This is a genomic window from Streptomyces sp. NPDC001204 (assembly GCF_053598035.1).
Genome location: NZ_JBSFJL010000013.1, coordinates 71,345 through 92,284, shown reverse-complemented (window position 1 = coordinate 92,284; position 20,940 = coordinate 71,345). Strand labels below are relative to the sequence as shown.

17 protein-coding genes and 2 pseudogenes are annotated in these 20,940 nt (G+C 70.5%); 9 read left to right on the top strand and 10 right to left on the bottom strand.

Going from position 1 to position 20,940, the window contains the following annotated elements:
* Positions 1-12: 12 nt before the first annotated feature.
* Positions 13-1,008 (bottom strand): carbohydrate ABC transporter permease, encoded by a 996-nt coding sequence (locus ACWC91_RS19630; RefSeq protein ID WP_225077823.1) that lies wholly within the window; start codon positions 1,006-1,008, stop codon positions 13-15.
* A 14-nt stretch (positions 1,009-1,022) separates the two neighbouring features.
* The gene (locus ACWC91_RS19625) at positions 1,023-2,339 is read right to left on the bottom strand and encodes an ABC transporter substrate-binding protein (protein ID WP_281156981.1); all 1,317 of its coding nucleotides are present in this window, start codon (positions 2,337-2,339) and stop codon (positions 1,023-1,025) included.
* Positions 2,340-3,309: 970 nt separating this feature from the next.
* Here ACWC91_RS19625 and ctaD point away from each other — a divergent pair.
* Together ctaD and ACWC91_RS19615 are read left to right on the top strand one after the other, a co-directional pair.
* Positions 3,310-5,031: an aa3-type cytochrome oxidase subunit I gene (gene ctaD, locus ACWC91_RS19620; protein WP_450641515.1), complete on the top strand. Its 1,722-nt coding sequence runs from the start codon at positions 3,310-3,312 to the stop codon at positions 5,029-5,031.
* Between the two features lie 3 nt (positions 5,032-5,034).
* Positions 5,035-5,712 (top strand): hypothetical protein, encoded by a 678-nt coding sequence (locus ACWC91_RS19615; protein WP_450641498.1) that lies wholly within the window; start codon positions 5,035-5,037, stop codon positions 5,710-5,712.
* Here ACWC91_RS19615 and ACWC91_RS19610 read toward each other — a convergent pair.
* Positions 5,642-6,034 (bottom strand): hypothetical protein, encoded by a 393-nt coding sequence (locus ACWC91_RS19610; protein ID WP_225077826.1) that lies wholly within the window; start codon positions 6,032-6,034, stop codon positions 5,642-5,644. The genes ACWC91_RS19615 and ACWC91_RS19610 overlap by 71 nt on opposite strands.
* Positions 6,035-6,459: 425 nt before the next feature.
* Here ACWC91_RS19610 and ACWC91_RS19605 point away from each other — a divergent pair.
* Positions 6,460-7,638 (top strand): annotated as a pseudogene (locus tag ACWC91_RS19605) (glycoside hydrolase family 10 protein); the annotation flags it as partial.
* A gap of 1,070 nt (positions 7,639-8,708) precedes the next feature.
* Here the strand turns inward: ACWC91_RS19605 and ACWC91_RS19600 are convergent.
* Together ACWC91_RS19600 and ACWC91_RS19595 are read right to left on the bottom strand one after the other, a co-directional pair.
* Positions 8,709-9,353, bottom strand: a complete 645-nt coding sequence (locus ACWC91_RS19600; RefSeq protein ID WP_450641497.1) for a LuxR C-terminal-related transcriptional regulator — start codon at positions 9,351-9,353, stop codon at positions 8,709-8,711.
* Positions 9,341-10,462: a histidine kinase gene (locus ACWC91_RS19595; RefSeq protein ID WP_450641495.1), complete on the bottom strand. Its 1,122-nt coding sequence runs from the start codon at positions 10,460-10,462 to the stop codon at positions 9,341-9,343. Before ACWC91_RS19595 ends, ACWC91_RS19600 begins: the two co-directional genes overlap by 13 nt.
* A 220-nt stretch (positions 10,463-10,682) precedes the next feature.
* Here ACWC91_RS19595 and ACWC91_RS19590 point away from each other — a divergent pair, with 220 nt between their 5' ends.
* Positions 10,683-11,837 (top strand): serine hydrolase domain-containing protein, encoded by a 1,155-nt coding sequence (locus tag ACWC91_RS19590; RefSeq protein ID WP_450641493.1) that lies wholly within the window; start codon positions 10,683-10,685, stop codon positions 11,835-11,837.
* 103 nt (positions 11,838-11,940) lie between these two features.
* Here ACWC91_RS19590 and ACWC91_RS19585 read toward each other — a convergent pair.
* The 3 genes and pseudogenes from ACWC91_RS19585 to ACWC91_RS19575 all read right to left on the bottom strand — a co-directional run.
* A pseudogene (locus tag ACWC91_RS19585) lies at positions 11,941-12,078 on the bottom strand (DNA/RNA helicase domain-containing protein); the annotation flags it as partial.
* Positions 12,079-12,124: 46 nt separating this feature from the next.
* Positions 12,125-12,829: a response regulator gene (locus tag ACWC91_RS19580; protein ID WP_450641491.1), complete on the bottom strand. Its 705-nt coding sequence runs from the start codon at positions 12,827-12,829 to the stop codon at positions 12,125-12,127.
* Positions 12,826-13,740, bottom strand: a complete 915-nt coding sequence (locus ACWC91_RS19575) for a sensor histidine kinase (protein ID WP_450641489.1) — start codon at positions 13,738-13,740, stop codon at positions 12,826-12,828. The genes ACWC91_RS19580 and ACWC91_RS19575 overlap by 4 nt, the downstream gene beginning before the upstream one ends.
* A gap of 109 nt (positions 13,741-13,849) precedes the next feature.
* Between ACWC91_RS19575 and ACWC91_RS19570 the strand changes: the two genes are divergently transcribed.
* On the top strand, positions 13,850-14,557 hold the full coding sequence (locus ACWC91_RS19570; RefSeq protein WP_450641487.1) for an ABC transporter ATP-binding protein: 708 nt from the start codon (positions 13,850-13,852) through the stop codon (positions 14,555-14,557).
* Positions 14,554-16,863, top strand: a complete 2,310-nt coding sequence (locus ACWC91_RS19565) for an FtsX-like permease family protein (RefSeq protein ID WP_450641485.1) — start codon at positions 14,554-14,556, stop codon at positions 16,861-16,863. Before ACWC91_RS19570 ends, ACWC91_RS19565 begins: the two co-directional genes overlap by 4 nt.
* A gap of 154 nt (positions 16,864-17,017) precedes the next feature.
* On the opposite strand, the gene ACWC91_RS19560 is transcribed toward ACWC91_RS19565, so the two are convergent.
* A complete protein-coding gene (locus tag ACWC91_RS19560; protein WP_225077851.1) occupies positions 17,018-17,308 on the bottom strand; it encodes a hypothetical protein in 291 nt (96 codons plus the stop codon).
* The gene (locus tag ACWC91_RS19555; protein ID WP_450641483.1) at positions 17,305-17,466 is read right to left on the bottom strand and encodes a hypothetical protein; all 162 of its coding nucleotides are present in this window, start codon (positions 17,464-17,466) and stop codon (positions 17,305-17,307) included. Before ACWC91_RS19555 ends, ACWC91_RS19560 begins: the two co-directional genes overlap by 4 nt.
* 109 nt (positions 17,467-17,575) lie before the next feature.
* Between ACWC91_RS19555 and ACWC91_RS19550 the strand changes: the two genes are divergently transcribed.
* From ACWC91_RS19550 to ACWC91_RS19540, 3 genes are read left to right on the top strand one after another with little or no spacing between them, the layout of a single operon-like run.
* On the top strand, positions 17,576-18,094 hold the full coding sequence (locus ACWC91_RS19550; protein WP_281154787.1) for a hypothetical protein: 519 nt from the start codon (positions 17,576-17,578) through the stop codon (positions 18,092-18,094).
* Positions 18,094-19,488 carry a hypothetical protein gene (locus tag ACWC91_RS19545; protein WP_450641481.1) on the top strand — a complete coding sequence of 465 codons (1,395 nt, stop codon included), beginning with the start codon at positions 18,094-18,096 and terminating at the stop codon, positions 19,486-19,488. The genes ACWC91_RS19550 and ACWC91_RS19545 overlap by 1 nt, the downstream gene beginning before the upstream one ends.
* Positions 19,485-20,915, top strand: coding sequence for a vWA domain-containing protein (locus ACWC91_RS19540; RefSeq protein ID WP_450641479.1), 1,431 nt, complete (start codon positions 19,485-19,487; stop codon positions 20,913-20,915). Before ACWC91_RS19545 ends, ACWC91_RS19540 begins: the two co-directional genes overlap by 4 nt.
* Positions 20,916-20,940 lie beyond the last annotated feature (25 nt).

Below are 20,940 nucleotides of genomic sequence, written 5' to 3'. Positions count from 1 at the left end.
TCGAGGGTGGTGTCAGACATCGGCGGTCCTCCGTCCGCGTGAGGTGAGCGCGAGGTAGACGCCGGTGACGACCAGCAGGAAGAGCAGCAGCAGGACGGACATGGCGGAGCCGGTGCCGAAGTTCCAGGTGACGAAAGAGGCTTGGTAGATGTGGACCGAGATGAGGTCCGCGGCCTCGGGGGCGGCCTTGCCGAACAGCACGTACGGCGTGTTGAAGTCGTTGAACGTCCACAGGAACAGCACTAGGACCAGCACCTGGTTGACGGGCCGCAGGGACGGCAGGGTGATGCGGCGGATCTGCTGCCACATGCCGGCGCCGTCCAGCGCGGCGGCCTCGTACAGCTCGCGCGGGATGTTCTGGAGTCCGGCCATGACGATGAGGAAGGCGAACGGCCAGCCCTTCCACACCGACACCGTCAGCAGCGCGACGAAGCTGTTGTCGCCGATGAGCCAGAACGAGGGCTTGTCGGTGAGGTGCAGCTGGTCGTGCAGGACGTGGTTCACCAGGCCGTTGTCGTGCTGGAACATGAACACCCAGGTGATGACGGCCGCGTAGACCGGCAGCGCGTACGGCACCAGGAACAGAGCGCGCAGCAGGCCGCGTCCGCGGAAGGTGTCCTGCATGCAGACCGCGGCCACGGTGCCGATGAGCCAGCACAGGCCGACCGACAGCAGGGTGAAGGCGACGGTGACGAGGAAGGAGTGCAGCAGCGCCTCACCGACGGGGGCGTTGAAGTCCACCGACATGCGGTAGTTGTCGAGGCCGGACCAGGGGGCCGTGCCCCAGTCGCGGATGTAGAACTGGGTGAGCTCCTTGAAGCTCATCACGACGCCGATCACCATCGGCACCAGGTGGACCAGGAGTTCGAGCACCAGGGCGGGCAGGAGCAGCAGGTACGGCAGCGACACGCGTCCGAGCCACCCGGGGCGGCGCGGTCCGCGCGCCGCCCCGGGTGACTTCACGGGTGCCGTCGTCCCGCCGGTGTGCGCGGGAGCGGTGGTCGTCATGTGGGTGTCCGCGCTCACTTCGCCGGCATCTGCTGCTGGGCCTTGAGCAGCTTGGCCTTCACCGAGGCCGTGGTGATCGCGCGTCCGGCCGCGGCGTCGGCGAACAGATCCTTGACGGCCGTGCCGACGGCCGTCTCGAACTGGGACTCGTCGGCGACCTGCGGCAGCGCTGCGGCGCTCGTGGCGAGGGTGTCCTTCAGGACGGCGTTGGCCGGGGAGTTGAAGGCGGCGTCCGACTGAGCGGCCTTGACCGGCGGGATGGAGCTGTAGGCAGTGTTGAGGATCTTCTGCTCCTCGTCACTGGTCATGAACTTCACGAAGTCCGTGGCGCCGTCGAGGTTGTGGCTGTTCTTGAAGACGGCGATGTTGATGCCGGCCACCATCGAGTTCACCTGCGTGCCGGTGCCGGGGGTGCCGGACTGCACCGGGACCGGGGCGATGCCGTAGGCGTCCTCGCTCATGCCCTGGGACTTGAGGTTGGCGGAGGCGGACTGCCACAGCAGCATCGCCGTCCGGCCCTTGGCGAAGTCGCTGACCGACTGGTTCTGCGCGTACTCGGCGTTGCCCTGCGGAATGACCTTGTCCTTGGCCATCAGGTCGACGTACTGCTTGACCGCCGTGACCGCGCCGTCGCTCGTGAAGTCGGGCTTGCCGTCCGCGGTGAAGAAGTCGGCGCCGTGCTGCTTGGCGAAGACGAAGACGTGGTGGATGTTCTCCGAGACGTTGGCGCCCTCGGCGCCGATGACCTGCTTGCCCTTGGCCTGGATCTTCTTGCCGTCGGCGACCAGTTCGTCCCAGGTGGCCGGCGGCTTGGTGATGCCCGCGTCGGCGAAGATCTGCTTGTTGTAGTAGAGCGCGTACGCCATCGAGTACAGCGGTACGGCGGCCGGGTCCTGGCCCTGGGCACCGGTCGAGCCGAGCGCGGAGTCGACGAAGCGGTCCTTGCCTCCGATCTTGTCGAAGTTCTTGGCGTCCCAGGGCAGCAGCCCCCCGGTGGCCTGGAGGGAGGCGCTCCAGGTGTTGCCGATGTTGAGGACGTCGGGGCCCTGGCCGGAGGTGGTCGCGGTGAGGATCCGGTTCAGCAGGTCCGACCAGGGCACGACCTCCAGCTTCACCTTGATGCCCGTCTGCTTCTCGAACTTGTCGAGTTCGGGCTGGAGGACCTTCTTGTCGATCTCGATGCTGGCGCCTTGGTTGGAGGCCCAGTACGTGAGCGTCTTCGGCGAGTCGCCGGACCCGCCGCCCGTCGACGAACCGCCTCCGCAGGCCGAGACGGCTAGGGCGAGAGACATGGTGACGGCGCCTACGGCCGCGGCTCGGATACTGCGCATGGCTCCTGGTGTCCCTTTCCGGGAGTCGAGAACCGCGAGGAGTCCTCCGGACGCCGATACCGCTCGCGTTCCCGTGTCCCGTGCTCGTTCTCGTGCGATCGGGTCCGGTTCGCTCGGTTCGACTTCCGAAGGCGCCTCAGGGCTTAATTTAGGACGTGAGTTAAACCTCCGGGCGAGGACTCGTCAAGGGATCCGGCAAGGGCGAATCGACGGTCGGCGGCGCCGGAGACGGCGCCTTCGGCCCGATACGACCGGCACGCGCCGCCTGACCTGCGACAGGAGGGCGGGGAAGCCGCAGTACAACGGTTGGGTCTCGACGCCCCGAGGGGACGGCTCAGCGGGGCGGCATGACATCTCGACCACGTGGAGCGCGACTTGACGTTGCGTCACTTTCTGCTTTCTCCTGCTACCTCCCGCCGGCCGAACTCGGCCGCACCTCGTGGCGCTTCATTCACTCGCGTGAAGAGTTCATGGTCAAGAGAGCGCTCTCGACACCCGTACCGTTCATTTCCTGAACAGGAGAGGCCGCTCCATGCCTCTCTCTCCGTCCTCCCCCCGCACTCCCATGCGGTGACGGGCCGGCCCCTGGCGAGACACGGGGAGGGGCAGGCCCCTGACGAAGCACAGGAAGGGGCCGGCGTTGGGGTCCCGGAACGCCCGCCGGGACCAAGCAGGGCTTTTGGGCCCTACCCGCATCCCCGTGCAGGGACTGTTCGGCCCTATCGGCACCCCGTACCCCTCCGGCGATCATGAGGCGGCGGCCGGGAGGGTCGGGTCCGTTCCTCAACCGGAGCACCTCCGGGCTCGTCGTTGTGTCGATGAACCAAGCAGATGCGGAGGGCACCGTCCGGTGGACGAGGTGCGCATACAACAGGCGGCGGCAGCGCGGCCGGAAGCTCCGGAAGACGGGGACGAGGCCACGCCGGCTCCCGCTACCACGGTGACGGACAAGGACGCGGCCCGTGGGCCAGTGACAGGAGGGCGGGCGGCCCAGGTCCCAGGGCACGGCGCCGTGCGGCCTTCGTGGGTGGAGTGGCTGACCACCACCGACCACAAGAAGATCGGGACGCTGTATCTCGTCACCGCCTTCGCGTTCTTCGTCCTCGGTGGCGTGATGGCGCTGGTGATGCGGGCCGAACTCGCCCGGCCCGGGCTGCAGATCATGTCGAACGAGCAGTTCAACCAGGCGTTCACGATGCATGGCTCGATCATGCTGCTGATGTTCGCGATGCCGCTCTTCACCGGCTTCGCGAACTGGATCATGCCACTGCAGATCGGGGCGCCCGACGTCGCCTTCCCGCGGCTGAACATGCTCGCCTACTGGCTGTTCCTGTTCGGCTCCCTCATCGCCGCCGGCGGTTTCCTCACCCCGCAGGGCGCCGCCGACTTCGGCTGGTTCCTGTACGCGCCGCTGTCGGACGCGGTCCACTCGCCGGGCATCGGGTCCGACATGTGGATCATGGGCGTGGCGCTGTCCGGTTTCGGCAGCATCCTCGGCTCGGTCAACTTCATCACCACGATCATCTGCATGCGCGCGCCCGGCATGACCATGTTCCGCATGCCGATCTTCACCTGGAACGTGCTGCTGACCGCGCTCCTCGTGCTGCTCGTCTTCCCCGTGCTCGCGGCGGCGCTGTTCGCCCTGGAGATGGACCGCAAGTTCGGCAGCCACATCTTCGACTCGGCCAACGGCGGGGCACTGCTGTGGCAGCACCTGTTCTGGTTCTTCGGCCATCCCGAGGTGTACATCCTGGCGTTGCCGTTCTTCGGCATCGTCAGTGAGGTCATCCCGGTCTTCGCCCGCAAGCCGATGTTCGGCTACATGGGCCTGATCGGCGCCACCATCTCCATCGCGGGCCTGTCGCTGACCGTGTGGGCACACCACATGTACGTCACCGGTGGCGTGCTGCTGCCGTTCTTCTCCTTCATGACCTTCCTGATCGCGGTCCCGACCGGGGTGAAGTTCTTCAACTGGCTCGGCACCATGTGGAAGGGGTCCCTGAGCTTCGAGACGCCGATGCTGTGGACGGTGGGCTTCCTGATCACGTTCCTCTTCGGCGGTCTCACCGGAGTGATCCTGGCCTCCCCGCCGCTGGACTTCCATCTGTCCGACTCGTACTTCGTGGTGGCGCACTTCCACTACACGATCTTCGGCACGGTGGTGTACGCGATGTTCGCCGGATTCCACTTCTGGTGGCCGAAGTTCACGGGCAAGATGCTCGACGAACGACTCGGCAAGATCACGTTCTGGACGCTCACGGTGGGCTTCCACCTCACGTTCCTGGTCCAGCACTGGCTGGGCGTCGAGGGCATGCCGCGCCGGTACGCCGACTACCTCGCGGCCGACGGCTTCACCATCCTCAACACCCTGTCCACGGTCGGGTCGTTCCTGCTCGGCCTGTCGATCCTGCCGTTCTTCTACAACGTCTGGAATACGGCCAAGTACGGCAAGCCCGTAGGCGTCGACGACCCGTGGGGCTACGGCCGCTCCCTGGAGTGGGCCACCTCCTGCCCGCCGCCGCGGCACAACTTCACCTCCCTGCCCCGCATTCGGACCGAGTCCCCGGCGTTCGACCTGCACCACCCGGAGATCTCCGGGGTCACGGGTGTCACCGGGATCGGCGGGGCCGCCGGTGTCGCCGGGGCTGCCGGGGCCGCAGGGCGGGCCGAGGTGGAAGAGGCGGCGAGGTAGGCCGTGGCACACGCCGTCGCCGCCCTGGGAGCCGCGGCGCTCACCACCGCGGGCTCCGTCTGGTACGTGCCGGCCCTCGCCGACCTGCGGGCCGGCGCGGACCGGCCCGAGTCCCGGCGCATCGCCGCCGCGGCCTGCGTGACCGGCTGGGCCGGCGCGGGCGCCCTCGCCGTGCTGCTGCTCGTCGCCGAGGCATGGTGGACGCCGGTCGCCGCGGCCGTCGCCGGCGCCACCGTCGCCGCCGCCCTGCGCCTGCATGCCGCCGCCCGGCGCAGACGCGAGGCCCGCGAGATGGCCCACCACTGGAACCACCTGGGCCACGTCCCACCGCCGCCCTGCCCGTCGCGGTCCCGGAACGTCGTCGTCACGGTCCTCGCCTGCGGCCTGGCGGCGGCGGTGGCCGTGGCGGCGTGGACCTGGCGGACCGCCTCCGGCTCGGCCGACAACCCGCTCTGGGTGACGGCCGCCGCCTCCGCCTCGGTCATGGGCGTGTTCCTCACGGCGGCGGCTGGGTACGCCCGGGCGACTGGTCCTGCTGCCACCGCCGTCCGACGCGTCAGTGTTGTGGATCAATGCAGACCTTGGCAGGACGCCGGAGTCCTCGGACACATCACTCCGGCACCGCGTCCTCGCAACTCTCCGAAACCATCACCACGCCGAAGACCACCGGGAAATCGGTGATCTGCTGGTTCGGGCCCGGCCGGGAGTTGCAGATCTTCCATGCGGCCGGGTCGTCCACAGGACGACCCTGTCCGCTCGCGTCTTCGAAGACCATGTCGATTTCGGAGCCCATCTGCTCCTGCGCACGTCCGGCGTTGCCGCCGACGACGTCGGGCATGGTGGCGGCGACCGGCTCGGGGTGCGCCGAGCGGCGCGCCTCTGAGGACCCAGAGGCGCTCGTGGCCTCGGCACGGACGTCCGGCACGGACGACGCGCTGCAGGCAGTGACCGAGCTCAAGAGCGTGACGGTGACAGCGGATATCAGAAGCTTGGTGACGGTCATGTTTCCCTCAGCGTGGCGGCAGTTCAGAACAGTATTCACCGTGGAACATCGGAAGCACCGTCTTCTTGATCGCCCTTCTTGATCGCCGTTCGGTGCGGAGACTGCCGCCGCGTCAAACCAAGCCCCTTCCCTCGCATCCCACCGATGTGACGGTGACGCCGCGGAACTCGCTCTCTCCCCCCGATGGCTGCGCGGAACCTATTGAATCGATCCCAACTTCACTTCGACGTACGTCACTTGCGTCGCAAGCTAGCGGTTCGGTAACTATTCCACCCCGCTCGTTGACTGGGCACGACGCGCTGGGAACGGTGAGCCGATCAAGCTGCTCCCGTCTCTCTTCAGGAGTCCGCGTGACCGACACCGCGCACCACCGCTCGGCCGCACGTCGCCCCACGCGCCGCGTGCTGCTGGGGGCCGCAGGACTGATGGCCGGCCTGGCCGCCACGGGTTCGTCCATCCCCGCTGCTGCGGCTGCCGCCGCCGACGGCACCCCGACCGCGTACCGGGACCGCGAGCTGCGTGGCGAGTGGATCGCCACCGTCGCCAACATCGACTGGCCCTCGCGGACCGGACTGAGCCCCGCCGCGCAGCAGGCGGAGTTCGTCGCGCTGCTCGACCACGCCGCATCGATCGGGCTCAACGCGATATTCGCGCAGGTCCGCCCGGCGGCCGACGCCTTCTGGCCGTCACGCTACGAGCCGTGGTCGCAGTACCTGACCGGCACTCAGGGCCAGGATCCCGGCTACGACCCGCTGGGCTTCATGGTCGAGGCCGCGCACGACCGCGGGCTGGCCCTGCACGCGTGGTTCAAACCGTACCGCATCTCGCTGCAGTCCGACGTCACCAAGCTCGTGCCCGGCCACCCGGCGCGGCTGCACCCGGAATGGGTCGTCTCCTACGGCGGCCAGCTGTACTACAACCCCGGCATCCCGGCCGCCCGCGCCTTCGTCGAGAACGCCATCATGGACGCGGTGGAGCGGTACGAGATCGACGGCGTCCACTTCGACGACTACTTCTACCCCTACCCGGTGGGCGGCCAGGACTTCCCCGACGACGACGCCTTCGCCGCGTACGGCACGGGCTTCACCGACCGGGCGGCCTGGCGCCGGCACAACGTGGACCTGCTGGTGCAGGAGGTGCGCGACCGCGTGCGCGAGGTGCGGCCCGAGGCGGCCTTCGGCATCAGCCCCTTCGGTATCTGGCGCAACGCGTCGAGCGACCCGCGGGGTTCGGCCACCAACGGCACCCAGTCCTACGACGCGCTCAACGCCGACAGCCTGGGCTGGGTGCGCAAGGGCTGGGTGGACTACATCGCCCCGCAGCTGTACTGGAACATCGGCCTGGCGGTGGCCGACTACGCCGTCCTCGCTCCGTGGTGGGCGCAGGCGGTCCGCGGCACCGACGTGCAGCTGTGGATCGGTCAGGCCGTGTACAAGGTCGGCGACCCAGCCCAGCCGGCCTCCTGGCAGGACCCGGCCGAACTCTCCCGGCACCTGACGACGGACCGGGGGCTGCCGGAGATCAGCGGCGAGATCCTGTTCAGCGCCACGGACGTGACCGCCGACCCGATCGGCGCGGTCACCCGGCTGACCGCCGACCACTGGCGGCGACCCGCGCTGCCACCAGTCCTGCCGAGGCTCGCCCGCGGGCCCGCGCCACTGCCCCCGCTCGCGTCCGCGGCCCGGACGGCCGACGGCGGTCTCCGGATCGAGGTCCGCTCCCGCGGCAACCACGTCCCCGCGCTGTACGCCCTGCGGCAGCACACCGCCGCCGACGCCGGCCTCGTGGCGGTACTCCCGGGCGCCCGCCAGACCGAGTGGACCGTTCCGGCGGTCCGGGAGGGGGCGACGTACACGGTCACCTCGGTGGACCGCGCCAACCGCGAGAGCTCCTCGGTCACGGTGCGGGTGCCTCGCCGCTGACATGGCATGACCTCCTGCGGTCCGGATCCGGCCGCGTAGGGCCGAATCCGGACTGCGGGAGGCGCTCGGACGTCATGCGCGCCACGGCACCGTTGTTCGGCCCGGAGGACTCTCAGGTTCTGTTCGTGGGCGACCCGGGCGCCAGTTGCACCCCTTCGCCACCGTGGACACCAACCGCTGGCTGGGCCTGGTCATCGCCCGCGCGTACGCGGCGAAGAGGGACTTCAGGTAAGCCCTGGACCACATGGCCACGGCTACCGACCGGCTGCGTGCCGCCGACGACTCGTGGCACGTCCTCAACTCACGTGCAGAACTCGGCGAGTTCCAGAGGTGGCGGGGCAGTCCCGAGCTGACGGAGCAGAGCCAGGGAGGTCCTCCGGCTGGCCGAACTCACGGTGACCTCAGGGCCCAGGCCCGGCTGCGGCGGACCCTTGGCGAAACTCTCGGCTACTTGCGCCGCCCTGAGGAGGCGGCCCCCTGCTGGAGTCCGCCGTCCGCGACTTCCGGCGGCTGGGCGACCGCTGGTGGGAAGGCGCCAGCCTCTACGCCCTCGGCAAGGCGGCAAGGTCGGTGAAGTCGTTGGGTGAGACAAGACACCATCCTGCCCACGGGCACCTTCGTCGGCAGCCTCGAGGGCGCCCTGGATTGTGCCTGCGGCCTTTACCTCGTCGCCTCTGGTATCTGACACAGCGTCAGGCGGTCTGCCGGCTCCGGTGTCAATCCCCGAATGACTGCCAAAGCAAACGACTTGGTCAGTGGCGACTGAGATAGGTGAGGACTGCGAGGACGCGGCGGTGGCCGCTGTCGGCCGGCGAGAGGCCGAGCTTGGCGAAGATGTTGCCGATGTGCTTGTGGACGGCGTTCTCGGTGATGACGAGCCGGGCCGCGATCGTGGCGTTGTCCTTTCCTTCGGCCATCAGGGCGAGAACTTCGCGTTCGCGTGGCGTGAGGGCGGCAATAGGGTCGTGGGCGTGACGGGTGAGGAGCTGCCCGATCACCTCGGCGTCCATGACGGTACCGCCGGCGGCGACCCGCCGCAGCGCGTCGATGAACTCGCTCACTCGGCTCACCCGGTCCTTGAGAAGGTAGCCGATGCCGCCGCGTCCATCGGAGATCAGCTCGCCGGCGTACTGCTGCTCGACGTATTGGGAGAGGACGAGCACGGGCAGGCCGGGGTGGCGGCGGCGGGCTTGGATGGCGGCGTGGATGCCCTCGTCGCGGAAGGCCGGCGGTAGCCGTACGTCGACGATGGTGACGTCCGGTCGGTGTTCGGTGACGGCGGCGACGAAGCCGGGGGCGTCCTGGGTGATCGCGGCGACGTGAAAGCCCTTGGCGGTCAGCAGGAGTTCCAGCCCATTGGACAGCAGGACGTTGTCCTCGGCGATCACGACCCGCATGCCAGGCTCACAGTGATCGTGGTCGGGCCGCCGCTGGGGCTGTGGAGGTGGACGGTGCCGTCGAGCGCCAGGACACGGTGGCGGATTCCGGCGATGCCGGTACCCAGCGTCTCGTCGGCGCCGCCGATTCCGTCGTCGGTGACCTCGATCGACAGCCGGTCACCGTCGCGTGCGACGCGGACGGCGGTCCGGGTGGCCTGGCTGTGCTTGGCAGCGTTGGTGAGCGCCTCGGCGATCGTGAAGTAGGCCACGGCCTCGACCGCGGCGGGGATCGTGCCGAGATCGCCGATGTCGAGGGTGGTGTCGATCGCCGATCGGGTCCCCAGCGCGGCCAGTGCCCCGGCGAGGCCGCGATCGGCGAGGACCGGCGGGTAGATCGTCCGGATCACCACACGAAGCTCCGCCATGGCCTCCTCGGTACTCTCATGCGCTTCCTCCAAGAGTCTGGCCACCGTCCGGGGGTCCTCGCTCAGCGACTCACGGGCCAGGCCCAGCCGCATCGCGATGGCCACCAGCCGGGCCTGTGTGCCGTCGTGCAGGTCACGTTCGATCCGGCGGAGTTCCGCGCCGTGCGCGTTCATGGCGTCGGCCCGCGTCTCGGTCAGCGTCTCCACACGCTGCGCCAACCTCTCGGTGGCCGAGGGGGACAGCAACGCGACACAGATCCGGGCGTGTAGGCGCGCCAGCAGTGGAACGAGCCAGTAGGTCAGGGCCGCGAAGATGACGATTTGTGCGGTCCCCAGGGTCAACGCCGTGCCCCAACCGGACAGTGGGACACCGGCGGCGAAGCCCCCCGCGCGGGTGCCGGCGGGCAACGCCCACCACAAGGGCACCGTGATGGCCGTGGCCACCGCGTTACCTGCGCACAGCACCACGACGAGCCCGAACACCAGACTGGTCACGATGCTTGTGCACAGCCACCCGAGAACACGCCACGTACCGACACCGACGGGACCAGAACGCGGAGAAAGCAGCAGTCGGTCGGCGCGGCGACGATGCCAGGACGCCCAAGCGCGAGCCGTCATCGGGACGATGAGTACGGGTAGCGCGAACAGGGCGATCGCAGCGGTGAACAGGCTTCCCAGTAGATAACCCAGACCGCGCCACATCGCCGAAAGCCGACTGGCCCCATGGTGGTTCATTCGCACAAGTCTGAGCCATGGCGACCGAGGCCGGCACTACAGCCCACTACCCCTTGTTCTCACTGGTGAGCTGTATCGTCCGCTTCCCCTGCCAGACCTAGCGTCAACGCCCATGATGAGTTCACCGATTCATTCACCACGGCGGCGCGGGCGATCCATCCGACGAAACCTGGTCCTGGCCGCCATCGTGGCCGGAACCCTTTCCACCAGTTGTACGTCCGGCGCGAGGGCCGCCAAGCAGCACGACGACCAGGCCCAGCTTCGACGCGACGCCGACGCGATCACCGCACTCGGCGTGACGGGAGTGCAGGCCCGCCTGGTCACCCCTGACGGCCGGAACCTGACCGCCACCAGCGGCGTCGCCGACCTGACGGCCCGACGGCCGGTCCCCTCGAACGGCTCCTTCCGGACAGCCAGCGTCACCAAGGCGTTCGTGGCCACCGTGATCCTGCAACTCGCCGGCGACGGCAAGCTCTCCCTGAACGACACGGTCGAGCGATGGTTGCCCGGCGTGGTGTCCGGAAACGGCAATGACGGCCGCGCGATCACCATCCGCCAACTGCTCCAGCACACCAGCGGTCTTCACGACGACTACCCCGACTACACCTCGGCGAGGAACTTCTACCAGCACCGATACGACACCTACACCCCCGAGCAGACCGTCGGCCGAGCGATGCGCCACCGGCCGGACTTCCAGCCCGGCAAGGGGTGGAATTACTCCAACACCGGCTACGTCCTGCTCGGCATGATCATCCAGCGGGCCACCGGACACCCCTGGCATCAGGAGGTACAGGATCGGATCGTCCGGCCGCTCGGCCTCAAGCACACCTTCTGGCCGGGTACTTCACCCAAGCTGCCCCAGCCACACGCCGAGACCTACCAAAGGTTCAAGCCCGGCGAACCGCCCGTGGACGTCACCGAGCAGGTCGGCTCGGGCACCAATGGAGAGGCCGGACTCGTCTCCACCACCGCCGATATCAACCGGTTCTTCCGCGCACTGCTCGGCGGCCGGCTCCTGCCCCCGGCGCAGCTGACGCAGATGAAACGGACCAGCCCAGTCAGCGAGGAGTTCGAGCAGCTCATGCCGGGCGTCCGTGACGGGCTGGGACTCTTCTCGCGCCCACTGTCGTGCGGTGGCACGTACTGGGGCCACGAGGGTGGCGATTCCGGGTGGATCACCGCCGACGGTGTCACCGCCGACGGCCGGCGCAGCGTCACAGTCTCGTTGTCGGGCGTGCTCGCCCAATCGGCGGACGACGTCCTGCACGTGGTACAGGCCGAAAGCAAGCTGGTCGACAACGCCCTGTGCGCGACTCCGAACGCCGACCATCAGCGGCGTTGAGGTCCTCCGCATGGAGCGGGTACGGGACATCTGCGCGGCCGCATGGTCCGGAATCAGGAAGGCCGGGCGGCGCCGGCGGCGTTCGCGCTCCCGCAGCGGATCCGGCCGCCGGGGTGTAGCGGTTGGCCGAGATTTCGCGGATGCGGTGGGCCTCGTCGCAGACAAGGACGTCGAGGGTGTTCTTCTCGGCTGTCATGAAGCTGTCGAAGTACTTGAAGAGGTCCCGCACCTCACGCTTGCGTCGGCGGCCAGAGGGGCGGGACACCACCGCGTGTGCCATGCGCCGGTCACGGACCCGAAGATCTGCTCGCCCCGGAGTCACCCGGCCGCACCAGCCCCGTCTCATACGCGAGTACCACCGCCTGCGCCCGGTCCCGGAGTGCCAGCTTGGCGAAGATTCGGGCCACGTGGGACTTCACCGTGGCTTCGCTCAGGGTCAGTTCGGTGGCCAGTTCGGCATTGGAGAGGCCGCGGGCCAGCAGGGTCAGGACTTCCAGTTCGCGGGGGGTCAGGGTGGCCAAGTCGGTGGGTACGGTGGGCGTGCGGGTGGAGTCCGAGGCGAAGCGTTCCACCAGGCGACGGGTGATCGAGGGGGCCAGCAGGGCGTCGCCGGTGTCGACGAGGCGTACGGCCGCCGCCAGGTGCTCCGGGGTGACGTCCTTCAGCAGGAAGCCGCTGGCCCCGATGGACAGGGCGGTGTAGACGTAGCGGTCCAGGTCGAAGGTGGTCAGGATGAGGACCCGGCAGTCGGGAAGTCGTTCCAGGATGCGGCGGGTGGCTTCGAGGCCGTCCATGTTCGGCATGCGGATGTCCATCAGGACGACGTCCGGCCGCAGTTCGCTTGCCACTGCCAGCGCTTCCGCGCCGTCCGCCGCCTCGCCCACGACGTCGATGCCGCGGGCGGTGAGAATCAGCCGGAAGCCGGTTCGGATGAGGGTCTGGTCGTCGGCGACGAGGACGCGGGGAACGGGCCCGGCGGCGGCGGTCGTCATGGGCGGTCCAGGGGGATGCGTGCCCGCACCCGGTAGCCGCCGCCGAGTCGGCGCCGGGCGTCCAGGTCTCCTCCGTACACCGCGACCCGCTCCCGCAGACCGAGAAGTCCGCGGCCCGTGCCGTCCCCGCGTCGCGGGGCGGCCGGTGCCGAGGCGGGCCGCGCGGGCGCGGTGCCGGTCAGCACGCTCGGGCCGGTGTTCAGCACCTCCACCCGCAGGGCGTGGTCCGCGTACCGCACGGTCACCTCGGCCTTGCCGCCGTCGCCGTGTTTGAGCGCGTTGGTCAGGGCCTCCTGGATGATGCGGTAGGCGGTCACGTCGACGCCCTCGGGCAGCGGGCGTGGCTCGCCGGAGATCCGTACCTCCACGGGCAGTCCGGCGAACGAGATCCGGTCCACGAGCGGGCCGAGCCGGTCGAGGCCGGGCTGCGGCGCCGGCCCCACGGCTCCGCGGTCGCCTCCCGCGCCCTCGACCAGGTCCTCGTAGTCCGTGTCCTCGCCGCTCTGTGACGGCGCCAGCAGGCCCAGCAGGTGCCGCAGGTCGGTCATCGCGCCGCGCCCCGCGTCCTCCACTGCCCTCAGGGCCGCCACGGCCTCGTCCGGCATGGTGCCCAGCACCTCCCTCGCGGCCCCGGCCTGAACCACCATGAGGCTGACGTTGTGGCTGACGATGTCGTGCAACTCACGGGCGATACGGTCGCGTTCGGCCGCCACCGCGGCACGGGCGGCGCTCTCCCGCTCCCGCTCCAGCAGCCAGCCGCGTTCCCCCACGGTGGTCCGCCACCGGCGCCTCGTGCGCACCAGCGCCACCGCCAGCCATCCGGCGGCCGCGCACGTCACGCCCAGCGCCGCCACCAGGGCGTCCGGCTCCCACTCCCACACGGAGGCCACCTTCGCAGAACGGCGTCCCATCCGCATCAGCCTGCGGATCCATGGGCCTGCATCCGGAGGATGAGGTGCGGGCCGGAGTGCCGTCCAGGGGGCGATGTCCACGCGCCTGTCTTCGCCTAGCGTCCCGTTCATGGTCACTGAGGACAGCAGCGGAGAGGCCGTCGTACGGCTCGACGGTGTGCGCAAGGAGTACGGCGGGACGACGGCGCTGGACGGGGTGTCGCTCGAGATCCGGGCCGGGGAGGCGGTCGCGGTGATGGGACCCTCGGGATGCGGCAAGTCCACCCTGCTCAACATGATTTCCGGCCTGGACCGACCCACGGGCGGCACGGTCCACGTGCACGGGGAGGACGTCGGGGAGCTGAACGAGAAGGGGCTCGCCCTGTACCGGCGGCGGCGGATCGGCATGGTCTTCCAGTTCTTCAACCTCATCGACGACCTGTCCGCCCTGGACAACGTCGCCCTGGCCGCGCAGCTGACCGGCACCCCGGCCCGGCAGGCCCGCCGCCGTGCCCTGGAACTCTTCGAGGAACTCGGCATCGCCGACCGCCGGAACGCCTATCCCGCCGTGCTCAGCGGTGGCGAACGGCAACGCGTCGCCGTGGCCCGGGCGTTGATGAACCGCCCCGCCCTGCTGCTGGCCGACGAGCCGACCGGCGCCCTGGACAGCCGCTCCGGTGAGCAGGTGATGGACCTGCTGCTCGACCTCAACCAGATCGGCCAGACGCTGATCCTGGTCACGCACGACGAGCACCTCGCGCGGCGCTGCGCCAGCCGGCTGGTCCTCCTCGCGGACGGCCGGGTGGCGGGCGAGCACACCCTGGAGCCGTCCGCATGAGCGCGGTGTGGCGGGCCGCGCACGCGGCCGTACGGCGGCGCCAGCTGCAGACGTTCGTCATCTGGCTGGTCACGTTGACCTCGACCGGGGCGATCGTGGTCGCGCTCGGCCTGGTCGACTCGGCGTCCGCCCCGTTCGACAAGGCGTTCGCCAAGCAGCACGGCCCGCACGTCGTCGCCGCGTTCGATCCCGTCAAGGTCTCGGACGCGCAGTTGGCGCAGGCGGCTCGGCGGCCCGGGGTCGAGGCCGCCGCCGGGCCCTTCGCGCAGGCCGTGCTCGACCTGCCGAGGGACGGCGCGCACGGCCTTCCCGGCGCGGTCACGGTCGTCGGCCGTCCCGGTCCCGGGGGCCCGGTGGACCGGGTGGACCTGTGGGCGGGCCGCTGGGCCACCCGGCCCGGTGAGATCGTCGTGAACCGGCAGTCGGACTGGACGCCGCACGATCTCGGCGAGCGGATCAAGGTGCCCTCGGGGCCGACCCTCACCATCGTCGGGTTCGGCTTCGACATGAGCCGCACCGCGGACGCCTGGGTCGCGCCCGGCCAGATGCCGGCTCTGCACCCGACGGCCACCCAGATGCTGTTCCGCTTCACGGACGCGTCCTCGGAGAGCCGGCTCCGCGCGGGCCTGTCCGCGGTGACCGCGGAGCTGCCCGAGGACGCGCTCACCGCCTCCCAGTCGTATCTCACGCTCAAGAGCCAGGTGGGGAGTTCGGCGCGGGCCTACGCCCCGTACCTGATGGCGTTCGGTGTTCTGGGCGTCGTGGTGGCGGTGCTCATCGTCGGCAACGTGGTGAGCGGCGCGGTGATCTCCGGCTTCCGGCACATCGGCATCCTCAAGGCCCTCGGGTTCACGCCGGGGCAGGTCGTCGCCGTCTACCTCACGATGGTCTCCGTCCCGGCGGTCGTGGGCTGCGTGATCGGCACCGTCGTCGGCAATCTGCTGGCGCGTCCCCTCCTGGAGTTCGTGTTCATGGGGCCGGACGCGGGGATGTTCCACCGCAGCGTCGGCATCGCGCCCTGGGTGAACGTGCTCGCGCTGGTCGGCATGCCCGCCGTCTGCGTGCTCGCCGCGCTGGTCCCGGCGGCGCGCGCGCACCGACTGTCCGCGGCGCGGGCGATCAGCGCGGGCAGCGCCCCGCGTGCCGGGCGGGCGCTGGGCATCCAGCGCCGGCTGGCGGGCAGCGGGCTGCCGCGGTCGGTGAGCCTGGGAGTGGGCCTGCCGTTCGCCCGACCGGGCCGCAGCGGCCTCACGCTGGCCGCCGTGGTCCTCGGGGTGGCCACCGTGACGTTCGCGACCGGTCTGGGCACGACGATGATCAGGTTAGGGAACGCGGGGCGCGACGCCTACCAGGTCTCGGTGTACGCGGGCAGGGCCGATCACGGCAAGGTGATCGAGCCGGAGCACGGGGACCTCGCGCTCCAGTCGCTGCTGCGCTCGCTGCCCGGTGCGAGCGGTGTCACCGCGAGGGGGGTCGCGGAGGCCCGTATCGCCGGCTCGGTGCGGTCGGTGATGATCGAGGGACGTCGAGGTGACCGGCCGCAGTCGGACACCGTGCTCGTCGAGGGCCGGTGGACGAGCCGTACCGGCGAGGTCGTGGCCACCTCGGCCTTTCTGCACCGGCACGGCCTGCGGGTCGGTGACCGTCTCGTCCTGGAGAAGGGCGACCGCCGGGAGAGGGCGGTCGTTGTCGGCGAGTCCATGGACACCAACGGCCAATTGGTCTTCACCGACTGGTCGACGCTGACGGCGCTGTCCCCGGGCGAGAAGCCCATCGCGTACCTGATCGCGTTGCGCGGCGGCGCCGACCCGGCCGCCTACGCGCGCGCCGCCAGGGCCGTCGACCCCGGCGTCGACCCGGTGCCGCAAGGCCCGAACACCGTCACCCGGACCATCGTCGGCTCCGCGGCGCTGCTCACCGCGATGCTCTCCGTGGTGGCTTCCCTCGGCGTCCTGAACACGGTCGTCCTCAACACCCGCGACCGCCGCCGCGACCTGGGCATGCTGAAGTCGATCGGCATGACACCACGTCAGGTGACCGTGATGGTGGTGACGTCGATGGCGCTGCTCGGTGCGATCGGCTCCCTGCTCGGGATCCCGTTGGGCATCGCGGGCTACGACCTGGTGGTGCCGAGGATGGCCGACGCCGTGGACATCGTCCTGCCCGCCTTCATGACGGACGTCTGGCGGGTCGGCACCCTGGTTCTCCTGGCTCTGTCGGGCGTCGCGATCGCGGTCCTGGGCGCGTACGTCCCGGCACGGGGCGCGGCACGGCTGACGGTGGCGGAGGCGTTGCGCAACGAGTGAGGCCGCGGGGGCGGGTTGAGCGGTGCGCGCCGGGCCTCGCCGACCCGGCAGCCGCGGCCCCGGCGGCATCATCCGTCGGGGCCCGCGCATCAGCTTGGAGAAGTCCCGCACCATGCGCCGGCCCTCAGCCGCGGCGTGCGCCCTCCGGTCGAGATCACCAGCAGTGCGGACGGACCAACCAATGCAAGCCCTGGCACTCCACCGATACCACCGGCATCTCGGCGGGCTTCGCCTGTTTCATCCGCTCCGGAGTCCAGTACTCGAGGATCTCCTCGGGGGACGCCGTCTCACGGTGCACGACCACGCCGCCGGAGCCCCCCGCGTCCGGGACCGTTGCCGACAGGGCCGCGCCGGAGAGTGCGATCGACCCGACGGACGCCGCGAGCACGATCCATGCGCGGGGCGGCAGCGCGGCACGGCGTTTGCCACGGTGGGCGGCACTCATCGGTTCTCCATTCGCCGCAGATCGGCGGCCTCAGCCTCGCGGCCCCGGGTGTCGATCGCCACGTCCGATTCTCCAACCGAGGCTTCGTGAAAGGCAGTTGGCGCGCGGTCGGTACAACCGTACCGGGCCATGAGCCGGCCGACGATCTCCTGGCGCACGAACGTCCCCGCTCCCCGCACCCACCACGTCTTCCGGGGCGTTGTCAGTGGTCGCCGATAGCTTCGATCATGTTCCGCCGAGGTGGCGTGAGCGCCCCCTTTCGCATGCATGGGAGATGGTGCGTTGTCGGTCTGGGAGAAGTCGAGCACGGCACGGGTGGTGCCGTCGGCGCGGCCGCGCAAGCTCGCGAAGGTGCCGTTCGTCGAGTTGGCCGACGGGCGGTTGCAGGGGGTGGTCTCCAGCGGGTCGGACATCGGGCGCGTGTACGTGTCCTCGGTCGAGGCGGGGACGTACGCGTTCGCGTGCAGCACCAACAACAACCGCCCCTGCGGCGGGGCCCGCGGAATGTTCTGCAACCACATACGCGCGCTCATCGGCGAGGCCGTACTGCAGTACGGCGCCGAGCGCGTGGCCCGGTACCTGAAGGTCGAGGTCGACGCGGCGGAGCCGGACGGGCACGCCGTCACCGCCGTCATGACGGCCACGCGCCCCTCGGCGGCGGGCAGTTCGGCCGCGGCCCGGGTGTTCAGCCGGTTCCTGCGGAACCTGGCCTATCTCGAACTCGCGCCGAGTACCGCACCCGTGCCCGAGATGCAGTGGTTCCCCACGACGAGGGCGGTGGCCTGATGCATGCCGCTCTGCTCTCCGACGCCGTCGACGGCCTCGACGAGGCACTCACGGCCGTGGACGGGTTCGACGGGGCCCTCGTCGCCGGTCTGCTGCGCCCGCAGCCCGGCCAGGCCGCTGGTCTGACCGGTCTCGCGGACGCCGTCGCCGGGACACCGCTGGCCGCGCGGGTGGCCGAGGCCGCCGACAAGGCGGTCGCCGGGGCCGCCGGCGAGGACCACTTCGTCGCGCTCGCGGCGGCCCGTACCGCCCTGCTCGGTTCCGTGCACGACGCGCTGATCGCCCGCGTCGAGGAGGCCACCGGCCGGCCGCGGGTCGAGGAAGCCGGCACCGCGGCGGCCGGCGACAACGGACACGCGGCGAATCCGTGCGCCGCAGCGCGTAGTTGGTTGTGCGATCTGGCGCGGGCAGGCTGGCAGGGCATCGACCACGAACTCGTCGACGGGGCCGCGCCCGTCGTCTCCGCGATGCTGCCCGACCCGGCGCTGCGGCGCCTGGCCACGCTGCTCGACGGCTTCGCCGCCGAACTCGCCGCCTGCTGCCCGGGGGCGACCCTGGACCGCGTCCCCGTGCGCCGCTGGGCGGACCTGTGGTCGCGCGCCCTGCTGCTGACGCTGCCGGGCGCGGCGCGCGTGCCCGCCGTGGCCGGGGCGACCGGCCGGCTGCTGCCGCTCGGTGTCGACGTGCAGGAGCACGCCACCGCCGTACAGGCCCAGGTGCACGCGGTGTTCGAGCCCGCGGACGGTGGCACGCCCCGCCTGGTGCGCGCCTCGGTGTCCGCGCCCAAGCCGGACACGGTCGTCGGCGCCGGTCTGTGGCAGCTGCTGCGGCCGCGCATGGCCCTGCTGGGGGCCGTGAGCGAAGGCCGCGCCATGGACCTCGACGCGATGCCCGTCACCGACGAGGGCGACCTGATCTGGGACGACGGCCGTGCGGGCATGGGCGAGGCCGCCGAGGTCTTCACCACCGCCCGGGTGGCCCTGCCCACCGCCGCCGCCTTCCCCGCGTCGCCGCTCGACCGGCACCCGGCCCGGATCGCGGTGCCCGTCCTGCTGGAGGGGTACGGCGTGGAGGAAGGCGACGACGGGGTCGTCTTCCAGGTCGCCGGGTACCGCCTGGCCGTCGACACCGATCGCGTCCCGGCCGCCGGCCCCCTCTCGCCCGAGGTCGTCGCCGCGTCCGGCGCGTGTGTCGGGCTGCTGCGCTGGGACGCCGGGGCGTTCCTCCTCCAGCCGCTCGCCGTCGAACGGACCGTGCGGAAGAAGACCGTCGCCGTGCACGCGGGGGCCTGGGCCGGCGGTACGGACGACAAGGCCGGGGCGCGGGCCGAGAAGGCCGCCACCGACGCCGTCGGCGTGCTGCGCGAACGTGCCGGAAGGCTGCTGCGGAAATGACCGAGGACATCACCGGACAGGCTGCCGACCCCGAGCCGGATCCGTACGACAACCGGCGGCAGGTCCTCTACTGGCGTCTGCTGGCCCGTCTCTTCGACCCGGAGGAGCAGGCCGCCCTGGAGTCGGCGAGTCTCGCCGTGGTCGAGGACATCGGCCTGCCGTCCGCGCTGCTCGATCCCGGTGCGTCGGTCGACTCCGTCGTGCAGCGGCACCCTGAGCTGGCCGCCGAGTTCGACGAGCTGATGGCGCCGGCGCCGGACGAGGACGGCGTACGCGACCGGGCCGCCGAGGTGCGGCGGGCGGCGCTCGCGTCGAAGGTGCTGCTGAACGTCTTCGCCTCCCGCCCCGGCACCGTCACCGCGGAGCAGCTGGCCCGCTGGCAGTCCGACGCCGACTGGCTGGAGCGCGCGCTGGGCTGCCGGCCCGGTGAGCTGCGCGGGGGACGCGGCGGCACCCACCGTATGGGGGCCGGAGGGGGTGTCAGCCCGACCGGCACCGGAATCGGCGGCCCCGCGCCCGACCTCAGCCGGCTGATCCCCGCGATCGGCCCCGAGCTCGGCTCCATCGAGGGCGATCTGGTCAAGCGCATGCACCTGCGCGAGGTGCTGGCCGACCCTCAGCTCGCCTCGCGGCTGACGCCGAGCATGTCCCTGATCGAGCAGTTGCTGCGCGACAAGAACAACCTCTCCGGCGTCGCCCTGGCCAACGCAAAGGCGCTGATCCGCCGTTACGTCGACGAGGTCACCGAGGTGCTGCGCACCCAGGTGGAGAAGGCCACGGTCGGCGAGCTCGACCGGTCCGTCCCGCCCAAGCGCGTGTTCCGCAACCTCGACCTCGACCGCACCATCTGGAAGAACCTCACCAACTGGAGCCCGGAGGAGGAGCGGCTCTACGTCGACCGCCTCTACTACCGGCACACCAGCCGCAAGACGACACCCCAACGGCTCATCGTCGTCGTGGACCAGTCGGGTTCCATGGTCGACTCGATGGTCAACTGCACCATCCTGGCCTCCATTTTCGCCGGACTGCCGAAGGTGGACGTCCACCTGATCGCCTACGACACTCAAGCCCTGGACCTCACTCCCTGGGCGCACGACCCGTTCGAGACGCTGCTGCGCACCAAGCTGGGCGGCGGCACCGACGGCACCGTCGCCATGCGGCTCGCGCAGCCGAAGATCGCCGAGCCGCGCAACACCGTCGTGGTGTGGATCTCCGACTTCTACGAGTGGCGCCACCAGGAGCTGTTCGACAGCATGGCCGCCATTCACCGCTCGGGCGCGAAGTTCATCCCGGTCGGCTCGGTGACCAGCTCCGGGCGCGGCAGCGTCAACCCGTGGTTCCGGGAGCGTTTCAAGGACCTCGGCACACCGGTCATCTCCGGCCACATCAAGAAGCTCGTGCACGAACTCAAGACGTTTCTCACCTGATCACCGACCGCACGTCCGCGTCGTT